Origin of the sequence: Pantoea sp. EKM21T (assembly GCF_011800405.1) — a bacterium.
Classification (GTDB): domain Bacteria; phylum Pseudomonadota; class Gammaproteobacteria; order Enterobacterales; family Enterobacteriaceae; genus Pantoea; species Pantoea agglomerans.
In genome coordinates this window covers 373,097-390,059 of sequence record NZ_JAALFV010000001.1, presented here as the reverse complement: position 1 = coordinate 390,059, position 16,963 = coordinate 373,097, and the positions used below count along the sequence as shown (strand labels likewise).

General features: G+C 59.5%; 14 protein-coding genes and 1 pseudogene. 9 read left to right on the top strand and 6 right to left on the bottom strand.

The window, feature by feature from the left end; all coding sequences use genetic code 11:
• Positions 1-138 precede the first annotated feature (138 nt).
• A complete protein-coding gene (idi, locus tag HFD87_RS01885) occupies positions 139-681 on the top strand; it encodes an isopentenyl-diphosphate Delta-isomerase (protein WP_010669710.1) in 543 nt (180 codons plus the stop codon).
• A 141-nt stretch (positions 682-822) separates the two neighbouring features.
• On the opposite strand, the pseudogene HFD87_RS01880 reads toward idi, so the two are convergent.
• Together HFD87_RS01880 and HFD87_RS01875 are read right to left on the bottom strand one after the other, a co-directional pair.
• Positions 823-936: pseudogene (locus tag HFD87_RS01880) on the bottom strand (transcriptional regulator); the annotation flags it as partial.
• 179 nt (positions 937-1,115) lie between these two features.
• On the bottom strand, positions 1,116-2,591 hold the full coding sequence (locus HFD87_RS01875) for an MFS transporter (protein ID WP_033757067.1): 1,476 nt from the start codon (positions 2,589-2,591) through the stop codon (positions 1,116-1,118).
• A gap of 306 nt (positions 2,592-2,897) precedes the next feature.
• Here HFD87_RS01875 and HFD87_RS01870 point away from each other — a divergent pair, with 306 nt between their 5' ends.
• Genes HFD87_RS01870 through HFD87_RS01855 form a run of 4 tightly spaced genes read left to right on the top strand, consistent with a single transcriptional unit; the run spans position 2,898 to position 6,647 of the window.
• Complete coding sequence (locus HFD87_RS01870; RefSeq protein ID WP_033766761.1) at positions 2,898-3,809, top strand: ABC transporter substrate-binding protein; 912 nt, start codon at positions 2,898-2,900, stop codon at positions 3,807-3,809.
• 3 nt (positions 3,810-3,812) lie between these two features.
• Positions 3,813-4,988 (top strand): ABC transporter permease, encoded by a 1,176-nt coding sequence (locus HFD87_RS01865; protein ID WP_167422873.1) that lies wholly within the window; start codon positions 3,813-3,815, stop codon positions 4,986-4,988.
• A complete protein-coding gene (locus tag HFD87_RS01860) occupies positions 4,981-5,928 on the top strand; it encodes an ABC transporter ATP-binding protein (protein WP_010254263.1) in 948 nt (315 codons plus the stop codon). Before HFD87_RS01865 ends, HFD87_RS01860 begins: the two co-directional genes overlap by 8 nt.
• Complete coding sequence (locus HFD87_RS01855) at positions 5,916-6,647, top strand: ABC transporter permease (RefSeq protein WP_010669716.1); 732 nt, start codon at positions 5,916-5,918, stop codon at positions 6,645-6,647. The genes HFD87_RS01860 and HFD87_RS01855 overlap by 13 nt, the downstream gene beginning before the upstream one ends.
• 175 nt (positions 6,648-6,822) lie before the next feature.
• Here the strand turns inward: HFD87_RS01855 and HFD87_RS01850 are convergent, their stop codons facing one another.
• Complete coding sequence (locus HFD87_RS01850; protein ID WP_010254274.1) at positions 6,823-7,557, bottom strand: MerR family transcriptional regulator; 735 nt, start codon at positions 7,555-7,557, stop codon at positions 6,823-6,825.
• A 149-nt stretch (positions 7,558-7,706) separates the two neighbouring features.
• Between HFD87_RS01850 and HFD87_RS01845 the strand changes: the two genes are divergently transcribed.
• The 4 genes from HFD87_RS01845 (at position 7,707) to ybiB (ending at position 12,135) form a co-directional block, all read left to right on the top strand.
• Positions 7,707-8,270, top strand: coding sequence for a helix-turn-helix domain-containing protein (locus tag HFD87_RS01845; protein ID WP_167422872.1), 564 nt, complete (start codon positions 7,707-7,709; stop codon positions 8,268-8,270).
• The gene (locus HFD87_RS01840) at positions 8,267-8,785 is read left to right on the top strand and encodes a GNAT family N-acetyltransferase (RefSeq protein ID WP_167422871.1); all 519 of its coding nucleotides are present in this window, start codon (positions 8,267-8,269) and stop codon (positions 8,783-8,785) included. The genes HFD87_RS01845 and HFD87_RS01840 overlap by 4 nt, the downstream gene beginning before the upstream one ends.
• 186 nt (positions 8,786-8,971) lie before the next feature.
• Positions 8,972-11,140 carry an ATP-dependent DNA helicase DinG gene (gene dinG, locus HFD87_RS01835; protein ID WP_033767358.1) on the top strand — a complete coding sequence of 723 codons (2,169 nt, stop codon included), beginning with the start codon at positions 8,972-8,974 and terminating at the stop codon, positions 11,138-11,140.
• Positions 11,141-11,166: 26 nt separating this feature from the next.
• Positions 11,167-12,135 carry a DNA-binding protein YbiB gene (gene ybiB, locus HFD87_RS01830; protein WP_122458992.1) on the top strand — a complete coding sequence of 323 codons (969 nt, stop codon included), beginning with the start codon at positions 11,167-11,169 and terminating at the stop codon, positions 12,133-12,135.
• Position 12,136: 1 nt separating this feature from the next.
• Here ybiB and HFD87_RS01825 read toward each other — a convergent pair whose 3' ends face one another.
• The 3 genes from HFD87_RS01825 to hutH all read right to left on the bottom strand — a co-directional run bounded on the left by HFD87_RS01825 (position 12,137) and on the right by hutH (position 16,746).
• A complete protein-coding gene (locus HFD87_RS01825; RefSeq protein ID WP_167422870.1) occupies positions 12,137-13,294 on the bottom strand; it encodes a M20 aminoacylase family protein in 1,158 nt (385 codons plus the stop codon).
• A 200-nt stretch (positions 13,295-13,494) separates the two neighbouring features.
• On the bottom strand, positions 13,495-15,180 hold the full coding sequence (hutU, locus tag HFD87_RS01820; RefSeq protein ID WP_010254290.1) for a urocanate hydratase: 1,686 nt from the start codon (positions 15,178-15,180) through the stop codon (positions 13,495-13,497).
• 15 nt (positions 15,181-15,195) lie between these two features.
• The gene (hutH, locus tag HFD87_RS01815; protein WP_167422869.1) at positions 15,196-16,746 is read right to left on the bottom strand and encodes a histidine ammonia-lyase; all 1,551 of its coding nucleotides are present in this window, start codon (positions 16,744-16,746) and stop codon (positions 15,196-15,198) included.
• Positions 16,747-16,963 lie beyond the last annotated feature (217 nt).

The window sequence follows — 16,963 nt, the reverse complement described above, 5'->3', positions numbered from 1 at the left end:
CAGGCCAGCCTTGCTGGCCTGATTTTCTCTCTGCTTCATCCGCTTATCTCCGCCTGACCCGGGTAAAAAATCCTCGATGATCCGCCCAAACCGATAATTCTGTGCCAGAATAGTTGGGAATAATCTCAAGGAAACGCCATGTCTGCTATTGAAGTTATCCTCGTTGACCACCTCGATCGTCCCACCGGCAAGATGGAAAAGCTGGAAGTGCATGAAAAAGGATTACTGCACCGCGCGGTGACGGTCTACGTCTTCAATTCCCGGCAGGAGCTGTTGCTACAACGGCGTGCCAGCGATAAATATCATTGTGGTGGCTTGTGGAGTAATACCTGCTGTGGTCATCCTTATCCCCATGAATCAACCCGCGACGCCGCCGAGCGCCGCCTGCGTGAAGAGATGGGGATGGTGGTGACGCTGACGCCGGTGTTTGAGCTGAGCTACAACCTGAAACTGAGCAATGGCCTGACTGAACATGAGTATGGTCACGTCTTCTTTGCCGTCTGCGACAGCCTGCCGCAGCTGAATCCGCAGGAAGCGGATGCCTGGGATTATCGCCCGATGGCGCTGATTGAGCAGCAGATGCAGCAGCAGCCACAGCAGTTCACACCGTGGTTTTTGCATACCTTCCCGCGCATCCCGGACTATCTTGAGCAGTTTCCTTTCCCGGCAGTTACCGCATAAAAAAACCGCACTAAGGTGCGGTTTAGTTGTGGGTGGGAGAAGTCCGGACTAAATGAATCAACGGGTTATCAGCGATGCCAGAATTTGGTCTTATTACGGGTCCTGCGGTTGATTCATCTTCTCTAAGCTTTTCTGCTTCGCTTTGACTTTAACCGCAGTGACCGTATTCTCACGGGATGACTCGCGGGAGCCTTCTGCAATTTCATTCATCTGAGTCATGCTTTCTTTCAAACGCTCAAACAGTTTTTTGTCCATTATCAGCCCTCGTTCAACGCCTTTAACCGATGTTTTTCATCCTCTTATAAATCATCCCGAGTGCCTTTGTTATAAATCATTAGCTATCTGATTTGTGATTCAGATGCTTTGCAATCAGGTTAAAAAGGCACCTTACACCGCTCCCTGAGCCTGCGCGCTATCCACGCCCTGACCATTGATTATCGCTGCAGCTCGAAATCTTCCGCATCCACATCATAACCCGACGGTTCCCAGCGGATCGCCAGCAGCGCCAGCAGGCCCGCCAGTGGTGCCAGGAAGATCACCCAGAACACGCCGGTGCCCAGCGCCGCGACCAGCACCGGAAACAGAAACAGCGAAACGGTAGAGCTGCCGCGCATCAGCGTCTGGTTAAAGCCGACACCCACGCCACGCAGCGACGTCGGGTAGCTCAGCGACGCAAAAGTCATGGTATGCGAACCCGGCCCGAATCCCTGTCCAAAGAGAAACAGCGCCAGCATGCCGATCGCCAGCGCGGCTTCCTGGCCGCCTTCCGGACGACCAATCAGCGCCAGCCCGAGCAGCGCCACGCACTGACAGGCATATCCCGCCACCGACATCTTCCACGCCCCGAGGCGCGGCACCAGCCGCACCGCCAGTATCCCGCCGACAAAGGCGAACAGCAGATTCAGCGCCAGCGACACCAGAATGGTGGTAAGCATTGACTGGGCAAAGAAGCTGGAGATGATCACCGGCAAGCCAAACGCCACCGCGTTATAAGCAAAAGATGAGGCAATGGAAGTGATGGTCGCCAGCAATGTACGGCGGCGATAAACACCCTGTAACAGCGCGCCATAGTTACGCCAGCTCGCCTTGCGCACCGGCATGGCAGGCGTCAGCGCGGCGTCGGGTGCCACCTGGGCATTAATATTCCACGCACTGCGTAAAATCGCCGCGGCACCTTTCAGGTCGCCCTGATTCGCCGCCCAAACCGGGGATTCGCTCATGTAACGACTACGGATGGCGATGATGATAATCGCCGGAACGGCACCAAAACCAAGGATCAGCCGCCAGAGCCAGTCGGTGTGGCTTTCGGGTAACACGGCATAGAGCAAGAGCACCAGCAGATAAGAGATGCTGATCGCCGCATACCAGGTTGGGCACCACATCGCCACGCTGGCCGCTTTATTCCCCTTGCCACGCAGCCGGGAAAACTCCGCCAGAAACGCCATCGCCACCGGCAGATCGATTCCGACCCCCAGGCCCATCACAAAACGCGCGCCGGCCAGCACATACTCATTGGGGGCAAACGCACAGGCGATAGCCGCCACCACGAAAAAGAACATATCGGCCATAAACACCCGATAACGGCCAATTTTATCCGTGAGATAGCCGCCGATCAGTGCGCCGATAATGGCCCCGAAGGTGATTGCCGAGGCAACCATGCCGGTGCCGGTCGGGGTGAGATTAAATTCGCGCGTGATGTCTTTGATGCCAAAGGCCAGCGCACCCAGGTCGTAGGCGTCAAGGAAGACGCCCCCCAGCGCAATCGCCACCACAATGCGGGCATTATTACGGGCGCTGTCGCCACTGTTCACTAATCGGGAGACGTCAGCTGCGCTGCGGATCCACTGTGTTTCGCCACCGGGCGAACTCCCTGCTGTTGCCACGTGGGCGGAAGAGGTCAGGTCGGACATGATGTTGTGCGTCTTTTATTATAAAAACAGATTTTCGAGGATAGCCGTTTAGACGCCCAGACGTAAATTCATTTCGGTTATATGAGATGAATTTATAATCTCAAATCGTTATCAATTTGCGATAAAGTCAGCTACATCGCCGCTGCGCCAGGCTACGCTTTTAAGGCAGATAATTTCCGCTGCACGCCTTGCCAGCCTCCCGCAGAGCGGCAGGAGGGCAGCCTGAACGCGCAGGCGCACAACGCCTTGTGAATCATCACGCACGAACAAAACGTAAAAACAACACACTGCGATAAGGAAAAAGCCATGGTCAGAATTCGGGGTTGGATGGGCGTCAGCGCTTTGCTGCTCAGCATGGGGATAGCACAGGCGGCGGACCCGGTGCGGGTCGGCTCAAAAATTGATACCGAAGGATCGCTGCTGGGCAATGTGATCCTTCAGGTGCTGGAAAAGCACGGGGTAAAAACCGTCAATAAAATTCAGCTCGGCACCACGCAGGTGGTGCGCGGTGCTATCACGGCGGGCGAACTTGATATCTATCCGGAATATACCGGCAATGGTGCATTTTTCTTCAATGATGAGAAAGACAGCGCCTGGAAAAATGCCGCTGAAGGCTACGAAAAGGTTAAGAAGCTTGATGCGGAGAAAAACCATCTGGTCTGGCTGACGCCCGCTCCGGCCAATAACACCTGGACTATCGCTGTGCGAAAAGATCTGGCTGAAAAAAATCAGCTCAACTCTCTGGCGGATCTCAGCGCCTGGCTGAAAAAAGGCGGCACTTTCAAACTGGCGGCCTCAGCAGAATTTATTGAACGCAGCGATGCCTTACCCGCCTTTGAAAAAGCCTATGGCTTTGATCTCAAGCAGGACCAGCTGCTGTCGCTGGCTGGCGGCGATACCGCTGTCACCATCAGCGCAGCGGCACAGCAGACTTCCGGCGTAAACGCGGCGATGGCGTACGGCACCGACGGTCCGGTGGCGGCATTAGGTCTGCAGACGCTCAGCGATCCTAAAGGGGTTCAGCCGATTTATGCGCCGACGCCGGTGATCCGTGAATCGGTACTCAAAGCCTATCCACAGATTGCAGAGTGGCTGAAGCCGGTGTTCAGCGCGCTTGATGAGAAGACGCTGCAACAGCTCAACGCCAGAATCGCGGTCGACGGTCAGGATGCCAGTAGCGTAGCGACCGAATGGCTGCAGCAGAAAAAGCTGCTGTAACCGATGCAGATATCGCGGGAAGCGATACGCCGTCCGGTTGACCAGCCGGTGGCACTGCTGCTGCTGACGCTGCTGAGTCTGGCGCTGGTGGCATTGCCGTTTCTGAACTTCGCCCCGAACCGTCTGGTGGCGGGTGAACCGCTGATGGGCTGGCAGATTAGCCGCTTCGGGCTGTTGCTGCTGCCGCTGGTGACGCTGTGGCTGCTGCTGTGGCGGCATCCGACCCGCATCATGCTGATGCTGGCGCTGCTGGCGGCAGAACTGATGCTGGCGTCGATCATCTGGCTCAGCGGTCATCAGGCCACTTTACTCAGCCAGCAGGGCAGCCGTCTGGCGCGCACCAGCTTTGCCAGCGGACTGTGGTGCAGCGGCGCGCTGATCCTGCTGCTGATCACCGATCAGGTGCGGCAACTGACCCGTCATCGGCTGGCACAGCTGCTGCTCAATCTGCAGGTCTGGCTGTTGCCGCTGCTGCTGCTGTTCAGTGGCCAGCTCAGCGATCTCTCCCTGCTGAAAGAGTATGCCAACCGCCACGCGGTGTTTGATGCCGCGCTGAGCCGTCATCTCACCCTGCTGGCGGGCACGGTGGTGCCTGCGCTGATGATTGCGCTGCCGCTGGGCGTCACGCTGTTCCGGCGGCCTGGCTGGCAGGGCGGGGTGTTCGGTGTGCTGAATGTGATTCAGACTGTGCCCTCGGTGGCGCTGTTTGGTCTGCTGATTGCGCCGCTGGCCGGACTGGCTCAGCAGTTTCCGTGGCTCGGCGACTGGGGCATCAGCGGCATTGGGATGGCTCCGGCGCTGATCGCGCTGGTGCTTTACGCCCTGCTGCCGCTGGTGCGCAGCGTGGTGGTGGGGCTGCAACAGGTGCCGCACGAGGTGCGTGAGAGTGCACGTGGCGTCGGCATGGGTAGCTGGCAGCAGTTTATTGCGGTGGATGTGCCGCTGGCGCTGCCGGTCTGGCTGGCGGGCCTGCGGGTAGTGGTGGTGCAGACGCTGGGCATGGCGGTGGTTGCGGCGCTGATTGGCGCGGGCGGCTTTGGCGCGATTATTTTCCAGGGACTGCTAAGCAGTGCGCTTGATTTGGTGTTGCTGGGTGTGATCCCGGTGATTGCGCTGGCGGTGGTCATCGATGCGCTGTTCCGCCTGCTGATCTCACTGCTGGAGAGAAAAGATGATTGAGTTTGACGGCGTTTCCCGCGCGTTTAACGGTAAAGCGGCGGTGAAAGATCTGTCGTTACAGGTGGCTAAAGGGGAATTTTGCGTGCTGCTTGGCACCTCCGGTTCGGGCAAATCGACCACCCTGAAGATGATCAACCGGCTGGTGGAGTTTGACAGTGGTGAAATCCGCTTTGCCGGAGAGTCGATTCGCCAGCTCGATGCCCGCACGCTGCGGCGGCGCATGGGTTACGCCATCCAGTCGATTGGTCTGTTTCCGCACTGGACGGTGCGGAAGAATATCGCCACGGTGCCAGTGCTACTGGGCTGGCCCCGGGCACAGGTCAATGAACGTATCACGGCGCTGCTGGCGCTGCTGAATCTCGATGCGCAGCTGCTGGACCGCTATCCGCATCAGCTCTCGGGTGGGCAGCAGCAGCGCATCGGCGTGGCGCGGGCGCTGGCGGCGGATCCGGAAGTGTTACTGATGGATGAGCCGTTTGGTGCACTCGATCCGGTGACGCGTGGGGTGCTGCAACAGGAGATGTTGCGCATTCATCAACTGTCGGGCCGCACCATCGTGCTGGTGACGCATGACATCGACGAAGCGCTGACGCTGGCAGACCGTATTGTGCTGATGGATAACGGCGAGATTGTTCAGCAGGGCAGGCCAGTCGAGCTGCTGACCCAGCCGAAAAATGATTTTGTGCGCGACTTCTTTGGCCGCAGCGAAATGGGAGTACGGCTGCTGTCGCTGGAGCAGGTCGGTAATGCCGTGCGGCGCGGCGAGTGGCTGCCGGGCGAACCGATCGCTGCGGCACTGACGCTGCGCGATGCCCTGTCGCAGTTTATCGCCCGGCGTACCGATAAACTGCCGGTCATCGACGATCAGCAGCGGCCACTGGGCGTGCTCCACTTTGGCGATCTGCTGCAACTGCGCGAGGATTTAACATGCGCAGGCTAAGGGATCCGCTGCTGTGGCTGGTGCTGTTCTACGGCGCGCTGCTGACCCTGATGCCTTACAGCGGGCCGCTGTTTCACCGCTGGTTTCCCGAACTGGCGCGGCCACTCTATCAGCAGGAGAGTTTCTGGCAGCTGACGCTGGCGCATCTGTTTCTGGTGATCACCGCCAGCCTGCTGGCGATTGTGATTGGCATCGGCAGTGGTGTGCTGGTGACGCGGCGGGCGGGGCGGGCCTTCCGGCCGCTGATGGAAACCATTGTGGCGGCAGGGCAGACGATTCCGCCGGTGGCGGTGCTTGCGATTGCGGTGCCGGTAATGGGGTTTGGGGCCTGGCCCGCAGTTGTGGCGCTGCTGCTCTACGGATTGCTGCCGATTTTACAGGGGACGCTGGCGGGTATTGATAGCGTACCGGCCAGCAGTCGGGAGATCGCCATCGGGGTCGGCATGAGTAGCTGGCAACGGCTGTGGCAGATTGAGCTGGCGCTGGCTGCGCCGGTCATCATCGCCGGGATACGCACCTCGGTGATCATCAACATCGGCACCGCTGCCATCGCCTCGACGGTCGGCGCGAAAAGTCTGGGATCGCCGGTGATTATCGGCTTAAGCGGCTTTAATACAGCCTATGTGATTCAGGGGGCATTACTGGTGGCGCTGCTGGCGATAGTCAGCGATCGCCTGTTTGAACGCCTGCAGCGCTGGCTTAGCGTGAGTGAACGATGAGAGAGTATCCCACCAGCATCAGACCGCCGGTGCCACCTGCCGCCATAATAAAAAACAGCGTGGCGAAGAAAGCTTTTTTACAGTTCATGGGTAAAACCTGAGCTCGTTAACAGTGAGGCGGGGATAATAGCGCGCGCAAGGCAGCAGGCAAAGTGCCCGGCGTGCGTTTTTGTTATCAGGCGGGGTCGTGCAACCGCACGGCATAGCCCTGTTCCTGCCAGTGTGACAGCTGTTCCTGCTGGCGGCGGGTCAGTTTTTTACCGGTAAAGACAAACATATTCATGCCGGGAAAGAGTTCAGGACGCGGTAAATCCAGCGGTTCTGCCAGCACATCAATCCGCCAGCCATGCTGCGACAGACGCCAGCCTTCCAGCCAGATGCGGGTACGATCGTCGATACCCCAGCCAATAATCAGCGCATCTTTACCCGATTTTTTGCGGCTGCCGGTCAGGCAGAACGCGACATAATCGATCAGCAAACCATCCAGCAGACTGCACATGGTGCGGGCGGTGTTCTGGTCCAGACTCAGCTTCTGGCGCACCGGCATAAAAACATGGTCGATCAGCGCATCAATCGGATGTTCGCGACCAATCGCGGCAATTTTATTACGAAGTTTAGCGGGTCTGACGTGACGCAGGACGCTGATCAGCTCATCCTGGAGTGTGGTCCATCCATCATGGGCATCTACATCGCCACCTTCCAGCAGTGCCTTAACTTTACCGACCGGCACGCCGCTTTCAATCCAGCGCATGATCTCTTCGATGCGATGAACATCTTCTTCGTCAAACTGACGATGTCCGCCTTCGGTACGTTGCGGCTTCAGTAAGCCATAACGACGCTGCCAGGCGCGCAGGGTGACTGGGTTTATGCCACAGCGCTCGGCGACGTCACCGATACTGTATAAGGTCATAAATTCCTCTTTCGATTGGTCTGAGTGCAATTACCATAACGAAGCCGACTAAGTTGTACAATACATTTCTCGATGTACAACTTGACTGATACGCCGTTTCTCCGTTATATCTCATATAAGAGAATTATTCCCAAATATGAGAAATCACCATGTCAGAGCTGAATACGGAGCAACGACTGGCGGTGAGGCTGGCAGAATTACGCCTGCAACGCGGCTGGTCGCTGGATGAACTTGCTGTCGCAACGGGCATCAGTCGTGCGTCATTATCGCGCATTGAGCGAAGCGAGACCAGCCCTACTGCTGCGCTGCTTAACCGTCTGTGTGTTGCCTACGGATTAACGATGTCGCGCCTGCTCAGTGAAGTGGAGGTTGAGTCCAGTCTGCTGATCAGAGATGACCAGCAGCCCGTGTGGCAGGATGAATCCAGCGGATTTATTCGCCGGAATGTTTCACCTCCTGCGCTTCACTTCCGATGCGAACTGGTTGAGGGCAGATTACGGCCTGGTGCACGTATAGATTACGATGCGCCACCCATTCAGGGTCTGGAGCAGCATATCTGGCTACGCGAGGGCGGTCTCATCGTTACGATGGGGGCGCAGCAGTGGGCGCTGAAGCCCGGTGATTGCTTACGTTTTCATCTGGTCGGGAAATCGGCTTTTGAGGCGCACCTGACTGACGGTGCGCGCTATTTACTGGTGGTGGCGAAACCATGATCGATTACGCAATACTTCGCGCCGACGAAGCGCAACAGCAACTGGGTGAACTTACAGCGGTGCTGCAGGCCTGTGTGGCAGACGGCGCCAGCGTCGGCTTTATTGATGCCGCAGACGAAGAGGTGATGACGCGATTCTGGCAGCAGCGGATTGCCGGTCTGGCAGACGGCGACAGCGAATTATTCGTTGCGCGGCAGCACGGTCGCATCGTGGGCACGGTCATGCTCAGTGGCAGCGCCATGCCTAATGGCCGACACCGGGCGGAGATCAGCAAACTGCTGGTGCATCCGCAGGCGCGCCGTCAGGGCATCGCGCGTGAGCTGATGCAGCGCGCTGAGCAGCAGGCCCGCGCGCAGGGCAAAACGCTGCTGGTGCTGGATACGCGCAGCGGCGATGTCGCCAGCGATCTCTATCGCTCGATGGGCTGGCAGGTAGCGGGGTCGATCCCGTTTTATGCCGAATCCACCGCCGGCGTGCTGGATGCCACCACCTATATGTACAAAGTGCTGGCGTAGCCAGCCGCTAGCTCATGCGGCTGGCCTTTCTTCGTGCCGGCCCGGGTTGACGGGCTGCCTGCACGACCCTGAACCGGGCAACTGCTGAAATTTACGACGTCGCACGAAAAATTCGGCGCGAAAGCTGACGCCAACAGGATACTGTGTAAAAATACAGGCCATATTTTCGGTGTGGTAACGCAAATCATGGCCCTGACAGCCGCAGTAAAAAGCCAGATAGCGCAGTGGTATAAAGCGCTTCAGGAGCAGGTGCCTGACTTCATCCCACGTGCGCCGCAGCGCCAGATGATCGCCGAAGTGGCGAAATGCCTGGCGGGCGACGATTCGCGCCATCTGGCGGTTGAAGCGCCAACCGGCGTGGGCAAAACCCTCTCTTATCTGATCCCGGGCATCGCGGCCAGCCGCGCCCAGGAGAAGCGGCTGGTGATCAGCACCGCCAACGTGGCGCTGCAGGATCAAATCTTCACCAAAGATCTGCCGCTGCTGAAAAAAATCATTCCCGATCTCACCTTTACCGCCGCCTTTGGTCGCGGGCGCTATGTCTGTCCGCGTAATCTGGCGGCGATGGCGGCTGATGACGATGAGCAGGGCGATCTGCTGCTTTATCTGGACGATGACGCCGTCAGCAGCACTAAAGAGGAGCAGACGCAGTGCGGCCGGTTGCAGAAATCGCTGGATCGCTATCAGTGGGACGGCCTGCGCGATCACAGCGACGAGAACGTCAGCGACAGCCTGTGGCAGCGGCTCTCCACCGACAAAGCGAGCTGCCTTGGCGCACACTGTCGCTGGTATCGTGAATGCCCGTTCTTTGTGGCGCGGCGCGAAATCGAGCAGGTGGATGTAGTGGTGGCGAACCATGCGCTGGTCATGGCCGCAATGGAGAATGAGTCGGTGCTGCCACCGGCAAAAAACCTGATGCTGGTGCTGGATGAAGGGCATCACTTGCCGGAAGTGGCCCGCGATGCGCTGGAGATGAGCGCCGACATCACGCCGGGCTGGAGCAGCCTGCAGCTCGACCTCTTTATCAAGCTGGTGGAGAGCATCATGACGCAGATGCGGCCAAAATCGCCGCCGCCGCTGGCTAACCCGGAGCGGCTGAAAGCGCACTGCGATGAGCTGCGCGAACTGCTGACGATTACCGCTCAGGCGCTGAATCCGCTGCTGCCACCGCATAACCAGCCGGGCGAATTCCGCTTTGTGCTGGGGGCGTTGCCCCAGGAGTTGCTGGATCTCTGCGCCCGGCTCTTTAAGCTCAGCGATGCGCTGCGCGGCCTGAGTGAAGGTTTGATTAATGCGCTGAGCGAGCAGACCGGCAAGGTGGATGTGGTGCGACTGCATCGCAATCTGCTGCAGCTCAATCGCCAGTTTGGCTGGTTTGAATCGGTCAGCAAACTGTGGCGGCTGGCGGCGATGGAAAAAGCCTCTGGCGCGCCGGTGTCGAAGTGGATCACCCGCGAGCTGCGCGAAGGTCAGGCGCACCTGCTATTTCACTGCGCCGGTATCCGCGTCAGCGACCAGCTGGAGAAGATGCTGTGGCGTAAAATTCCGCACGTGGTTGTGACCTCCGCCACGCTGCGATCGCTTAACAGTTTCAACCGCCTGCAGGAGATGTCGGGACTCAGCGAGAAGGCGGGCGACCGCTTTGTGGCGCTGGACTCCCCGTTTAACCACGTGGAGCAGGGCAAGCTGGTGATCCCGCAGATGCGCTATGAGCCGCTGATGACGCACGAAGCGGAGCATATCGCGGAGATGGCCGGTTTCTTCCGGCAGCAGATGGCGGAGAAAAAGCACAAAGGCGTGCTGGTGCTGTTTGCCAGCAACCGGGCGATGCAGCAGTTTGTCGCCTGTCTGCCCGACCTGCGCCTCTCAATGCTGGTTCAGGGCGATCAGCCGCGCAGCCGCCTGGTCGATCTGCATCGTCAGCGCGTCGCCAAAGGGGAAACCAGCATCCTGATTGGCCTGCAGTCGTTTGCCGAAGGGCTGGATCTCAAAGGCGATCTGCTGAGTCAGGTGCATATCCATAAAATCGCTTTTCCCCCGGTAGACAGTCCGGTAATTTTGACCGAAGGCGAGTGGCTGAAAAGCCTTAAACGCTATCCGTTTGAGGTGCAGAGCTTACCCAGCGCCTCTTTTACCCTGATTCAACAGGTCGGACGCCTGATTCGCAGCCATCAATGTTATGGCGAAATCGTCATTTACGACCGCCGTCTGCTGAGCAAATCTTACGGCAGCCGGCTGTTAGCGGCGCTGCCGATCTTCCCGATTGAGCAGCCGGAAACGCCAGAGCCGGCAGCGATACCGGCCACCGTGGTGCCAAAAAATACGGTGCGTAAACGACGTCCCACGCGGCGCTGAGCCGCGCACTTAACCGGAAGCGAGTGATGGAACTGAATAAAATCATTAAAGAGATTGGTCGCGGTAAAAATCATGCCCGCGATATCGACTTTGATACTGCCGTGGCGCTCTATGGCGCGATGCTGGCGGGCGAGGTGCCGGACCTGGAGCTGGGCGGCATTCTGATTGCGCTGCGTATTAAAGGCGAAGGCGAAGCGGAAATGCGCGGCTTTTATCAGGCGATGCAGGCGCAGATGATGCAACTGCAGGCGCCGGAAAACCGCCCGATGCCGATTGTGATCCCCAGCTACAACGGTGCGCGTCGGCAGGGCAATCTCACGCCGTTGCTGGCGCTGCTGCTGGTGAAACTCGGCTTCCCGGTGCTGGTGCATGGCGTCAGCGACGACGCGACGCGCATCACCAGTGAAGCGGTGTTTGCCGCGCTAGGTATTACCCCCGTCACCACCGCAGAGGCGGCGCAGGCAAAACTCGATCAGGGCGAACTCGCCTTTATCACCATCGATCATCTCTGCCCGCCAATGGCGAAACAGCTGTCGCTGCGCTGGCGAATGGGCGTGCGTAACAGCGCGCATACGCTGGCAAAACTGGCGACCCCGTTTGCCGAACGTGCGGCGCTGCGTCTGTCGAGCGTGTCGCATCCGGAGTATGTGCCGCGTGTGGCGAAATTCTTCAGTGACATCGATGCGCCTGCGATACTGCTCAATGGCACCGAAGGGGAAGTCTATGCCAATCCACAGCGCTGCCCGGCGATCAGCATGATTCAGGGCGCAGGCGCAGAAGCGGAAGTGTGGGTTGAGCGTCAGCCCGAAGTGGCCGTTGAACTGCCGGCCGATAAGACGGCAGAGGTAACCGCGCGCTGGATTGAGCAGGTGCTGAATCAGCAGCGGCCGGTGCCCGCATCACTGCGACTGCAGCTCGCCTGCTGCCTGCGCGCCAGCGGCCAGTGCGACTCGCTGGCGGCGGCAGAGCAGCAGATCCTCGCCGCCGGTTACTGACTCAGGCTGCTGGCAGCGCCTGTTCAACCAGGTTCTGCCAGAAAGTAATGCCAATTGGCAGCAGCGCGTCGTTGAAGTCATAGCGGGCGTTGTGCAGCGGGGCGGAAGGCGTGTCGCCATCCGCGCCCAGCCAGAAGTAAGCACCCGGACAGGCCTCCATCATGCAGGCAAAATCTTCAGACGCCATTGACGGATTGACCTGCCACTGAACCTGTTCGGCCCCCAGCGTCGCCAGCGCCACCTCGCGCACCTGCTCAGCCGGGGCCGCATGGTTGGCGGTCACCGGATAGCCCGGTAACCACTCAATCTCACCGCTGACGCCAAACGGACGTGGCAGGGTAGCGACAAACTCATCAATCAGTCCGCGTACTTTTTCGCGCACGCTGGTCTGCAGGCAACGCACCGTGCCGCGCAGCACAATCTGTTCCGGGATCACGTTGATCGCTTCGCCACCGTGGATCTGCGTCACGCTAACCACCGCCGAGGCGAGCGGCGAGAGCCGACGTGACGGAATCGTCTGCAGCGCCAGAATCAGCTCGGCCGCCACCACCATTGGATCGGCACCGCTTTCCGGCATCGCCGCGTGGCAGCTTTTGCCGTGCAGGGTAATCTCAAACGAATCCAGCGACGCCATCATGGCGCCAGGGTTAACCGCCAGTGACCCCAGCGGCAGTCCCGGCCAGTTGTGCATCGCATAGATCGCATCCATCGGGAAGCGCTGGAACAGTCCCTCTTCCACCATTTTGCGCGCACCGCCCAGGTTCTCTTCGGCAGGCTGAAAAATGAAATGTACCGTGCCGCTGAACTGGCGTGTGGCGGCCAGCTGTCGGGCGGCGGCCAGCAGAATGGCGCTGTGACCGTCGTGCCCGCAGGCGTGCATCACGCCGGGAGTGACGGAGCGCCATTCAGTGTCGCCTTTTTCCGTAATCGGCAGCGCATCCATGTCCGCACGCAGCCCGATAACCGGGCCGGGACCGTTTTCCAGCGTGCCGATCACGCCGGTGCCCGCCAGACCACGAAACACCTGCAATCCCGCCCGCTCTAACTCATCAGCGATAAACTGGCTGGTTTGCTGTTCCTGGTAACCTAATTCGGGGTGGCGATGAAACTCACGGCGCCAGCGCAGGGCATCTTCAAGCAGGGCAGGGGAAAGGGTCATGCAGAGTCGCGCTCCATACAGAATGAGAAGATTTCACTTTAGAGGTCGGGTGGCGCTGCGTCTATCGCCGGCAGGACGAAATCTGGCTATAGGCTAAATCAAAATGGAATAAGTAATAAGGAAGTGATGTCCGGGCAGGGCTTAAGAATGGAAAAACGCGAAGAAAACGGGGCAAGTCGCTGCCCGCCCCGTTCAGCGTATTACTTCTGCATCGGCAGGTTCAGATCGTGCTCTGCCGCGCAACTTTGTGCCAGCTCATAACCCGCGTCGGCATGACGCATCACGCCGGTGGCCGGATCATTCCACAACACCCGACCCAGACGCGCATCCGCCTCTTTGCTGCCATCACAGACAATCACCATACCGGCGTGCTGCGAGAAGCCCATGCCAACACCGCCGCCGTGATGCAGACTGACCCAGGTCGCACCGCCTGCGGTATTCAGCAGCGCGTTGAGCAGCGGCCAGTCTGAGATTGCATCCGAGCCATCCTTCATCGCTTCGGTTTCACGGTTAGGTGAGGCAACCGAGCCGCAGTCGAGATGGTCGCGGCCAATCACCACCGGCGCTTTCAGCTCGCCGTTGCGGACCATTTCATTGAACGCCAGACCGGCAAGATGCCGTTCGCCCAGTCCCAGCCAGCAGATACGTGCTGGCAATCCCTGGAAGGCGATGCGCTCCTGCGCCATATCCAGCCAGCGATGCAGCGTTTTGTGGTGCGGGAACAGTTCTTTGAGTTTCGCGTCGGTCTTGTAGATATCTTCCGGATCGCCGGACAGCGCCACCCAGCGGAACGGGCCTTTTCCTTCGCAGAACAGCGGACGGATGTAGGCCGGTACAAAGCCAGGGAAGTCGAAGGCGTTGCTGACACCCTCATCCAGCGCTACCTGACGGATATTGTTGCCGTAGTCCACGGTCGGGATGCCCATATGACAGAAGTCGAGCATTGCCTGCACGTGGACCGCCATTGAGGCACGCGCCGCTTTCTCCACTGCCTTCGGCTGTGAGACGCGTTCCTGCTGCCAGCGCGCCAGATCCCAGCCAGCCGGCAGATAGCCATTAATTGGATCGTGTGCCGAGGTCTGATCGGTCACGATATCCGGTTTTGGCCCGCCCGCCCGGGCGCGTTTCACCAGCTCCGGCAGGATCTCGGCGGCATTGCCCAGCAGCCCGACCGAAATCGCTTTTTTCGCCGCGGTCGCTTCGCTGATTAACGCCAGCGCTTCATCCAGCGTGGTGGCTTTGTAATCTACATAGCGGGTGCGCAGGCGGAAATCGATGCGCGACTCCTGACACTCAATCGCCAGCACACAGGCCCCGGCCAGAACGCCCGCCAGCGGTTGCGCGCCGCCCATGCCGCCCAGCCCGGCGGTGAGGATCCAGCGTCCGCTGAGGTCGTTGTTGTAGTGCTGACGTCCCGCTTCCACGAAGGTTTCGTAGGTGCCCTGCACGATGCCCTGCGCGCCGATATAGATCCAGGAACCGGCGGTCATCTGGCCGTACATCATCAGGCCCGCTTTATCCAGCTCATGGAAGTGATCCCAGGTCGCCCAGTGCGGCACCAGATTGGAGTTCGCCAGCAGCACGCGGGGTGCATCCGCGTGGGTGCGGAAAATGCCGACCGGCTTGCCGCTCTGGATCAGCAGGGTTTCATCCGGCTGCAGTGCCCGCAGCGAACGCAGGATCTGCTCGAAGCACTCCCAGTTACGCGCCGCCTTACCGATGCCGCCGTAAACCACCAGATCTTCCGGCCGCTCGGCAACATCGGGATCGAGGTTGTTCTGAATCATGCGGTAAGCGGCTTCAATCAGCCAGTTGGCGCAGTGCAGCGTGGTACCGTGAGGCGCGCGAATTTCACGTGCCACAGCCTGAGAAAGAGTTTCGCTCATGAAAGATTCCTTAATTCAAGAAGTTGGGCGCATGCTCGGCAGCAGCGCGGTCAATGCCTGAGGCCAGTCAGTGCGACTTGCCCACTGACGCATTGCCTCGATATCGGGAGCCAGCAGGCGATCCTCCTCAAGGAAGGCGACCTGCTCGCGAATGGTGTCGATGGCCTGCTCAATCAGCGCAGAGCTTTTCAGCGGCCGGTTGAATTCAATGCCCTGTGCGGCGGCCATCGCCTCAATGCCGACTACCGCGGCGCTGTTAAAGCACATGCTGCCGAGACGGCGGGCGGCGTAGGTTGCCATCGAGACGTGATCTTCCTGATTAGCGGAGGTCGGCAGGCTGTCGACGCTGCCCGGATGGGCCAGCGATTTGTTCTCAGAGGCCAGCGCGGCGGCGGTCACCTGAGCGATCATAAAGCCGGAGTTCACGCCGCCGTCGCGCACCAGGAAGGGCGGCAGGCCCGACAAGCCGCTGTCCAGCAGCAGCGCCAGCCGCCGCTCGGAGATGGCCCCGACTTCGGCAATCGCCAGCGCCAGGATGTCCGCAGCAAAAGCCACCGGCTCGGCGTGGAAGTTGCCGCCGGAGATCACATCGCCGCTGTCACTGAACACCAGCGGGTTGTCAGAAGCCGCGTTCGCTTCGATTTCCAGAATCCGCGCCGCGTGGCTGAAGTTGTCCAGGCAGGCACCCATCACCTGTGGCACGCAGCGGATGGAGTAGGGATCCTGAACGCGGCCGCAATGCGTATGCGACAGCACTATTTCACTGCCCTCAATCAGGGTGCTGACGGCAGCGGCGACGGCAATCTGACCATGCTGGCCGCGCGCATGATGGATACGGGCGTCGAACGGTTTCAGTGAGCCTTTAATCGCCTCCAGCGACAGCGCACCGGCCATCAGACCGGCGGCAAACAGGTTTTCACCCTCAAACAGGCCGCGCAGCGCCAGTGCAGTTGAGACCTGGGTGCCGTTAAGCAGCGCCAGTCCCTCTTTCGGGCCGAGTACAAATGGCGACAGACCCACGCTTGCCAGGCCTTCGGTGGCCGGGATCAACTCATCCCTGAGCCGGACCTGACCTTCGCCCAGCAGCATCAGGGACATGTGCGCCAGCGGCGCCAGATCGCCGGAGGCACCGACCGAGCCTTTTTCCGGGATGCAGGGCATGACACCCGCATTGAACAGCGCCAGCAGCGCCTCAACCAGTTCGATTCGCACGCCAGAGTGACCGCGTGCCAGGCTGATGATTTTGGTGGCGACCACCAGGCGGGTAACATTGTCGGGCAGCAGATCGCCCAGCCCGACGCTGTGTGACAGCACCAGATTACGCTGCAGATCCGCCAGCCGGCTGGCCGGGATTTGCGTCTGCGCCAGCTTGCCAAAGCCGGTATTAATGCCATACACCACGTTGCCAGAGGCGACAATCGCATCCACGGTCTGCTGCGCCGCCGCAATTGCCTGACGCGCGGGCTCATCAAGCGTCAGCGTGACGTTGCCCTGATAGATAGCGCGTAATGTGGCGAGGTCCACCTCGCCTGGCACCAGGCGCAAAACCTGAAACGAACCTGACATAGTTTACTCCTGTCTATACAAGTGTGCTGGTGTGGCTAAACTGCTCTCCTTGCCCTGATCCAGCGGAATAATACGAGTGAAACATAAGCGTTAATTCTTGTCTATGCTTGTCTATACAATCAAAGGGAGCAAGCAAGTGCCGTGCCAGGCCGATCACAAAAATCGATTGCCCGTCCGCTGCGGGTTGACTATTTAGCGCTACTCAGAGGCTGCACCA

Coding starts and splice junctions, on each gene's coding strand:
- idi (WP_010669710.1), top strand. CDS start 139: ATGTCTGCTATTGAAGTTATCCTCGTTGACCACCTCGATCGTCCCACC.
- HFD87_RS01875 (WP_033757067.1), bottom strand. CDS start 2,591: ATGTCCGACCTGACCTCTTCCGCCCACGTGGCAACAGCAGGGAGTTCG.
- HFD87_RS01870 (WP_033766761.1), top strand. CDS start 2,898: ATGGTCAGAATTCGGGGTTGGATGGGCGTCAGCGCTTTGCTGCTCAGC.
- HFD87_RS01865 (WP_167422873.1), top strand. CDS start 3,813: ATGCAGATATCGCGGGAAGCGATACGCCGTCCGGTTGACCAGCCGGTG.
- HFD87_RS01860 (WP_010254263.1), top strand. CDS start 4,981: ATGATTGAGTTTGACGGCGTTTCCCGCGCGTTTAACGGTAAAGCGGCG.
- HFD87_RS01855 (WP_010669716.1), top strand. CDS start 5,916: ATGCGCAGGCTAAGGGATCCGCTGCTGTGGCTGGTGCTGTTCTACGGC.
- HFD87_RS01850 (WP_010254274.1), bottom strand. CDS start 7,557: ATGACCTTATACAGTATCGGTGACGTCGCCGAGCGCTGTGGCATAAAC.
- HFD87_RS01845 (WP_167422872.1), top strand. CDS start 7,707: ATGTCAGAGCTGAATACGGAGCAACGACTGGCGGTGAGGCTGGCAGAA.
- HFD87_RS01840 (WP_167422871.1), top strand. CDS start 8,267: ATGATCGATTACGCAATACTTCGCGCCGACGAAGCGCAACAGCAACTG.
- dinG (WP_033767358.1), top strand. CDS start 8,972: ATGGCCCTGACAGCCGCAGTAAAAAGCCAGATAGCGCAGTGGTATAAA.
- ybiB (WP_122458992.1), top strand. CDS start 11,167: ATGGAACTGAATAAAATCATTAAAGAGATTGGTCGCGGTAAAAATCAT.
- HFD87_RS01825 (WP_167422870.1), bottom strand. CDS start 13,294: ATGACCCTTTCCCCTGCCCTGCTTGAAGATGCCCTGCGCTGGCGCCGT.
- hutU (WP_010254290.1), bottom strand. CDS start 15,180: ATGAGCGAAACTCTTTCTCAGGCTGTGGCACGTGAAATTCGCGCGCCT.
- hutH (WP_167422869.1), bottom strand. CDS start 16,746: ATGTCAGGTTCGTTTCAGGTTTTGCGCCTGGTGCCAGGCGAGGTGGAC.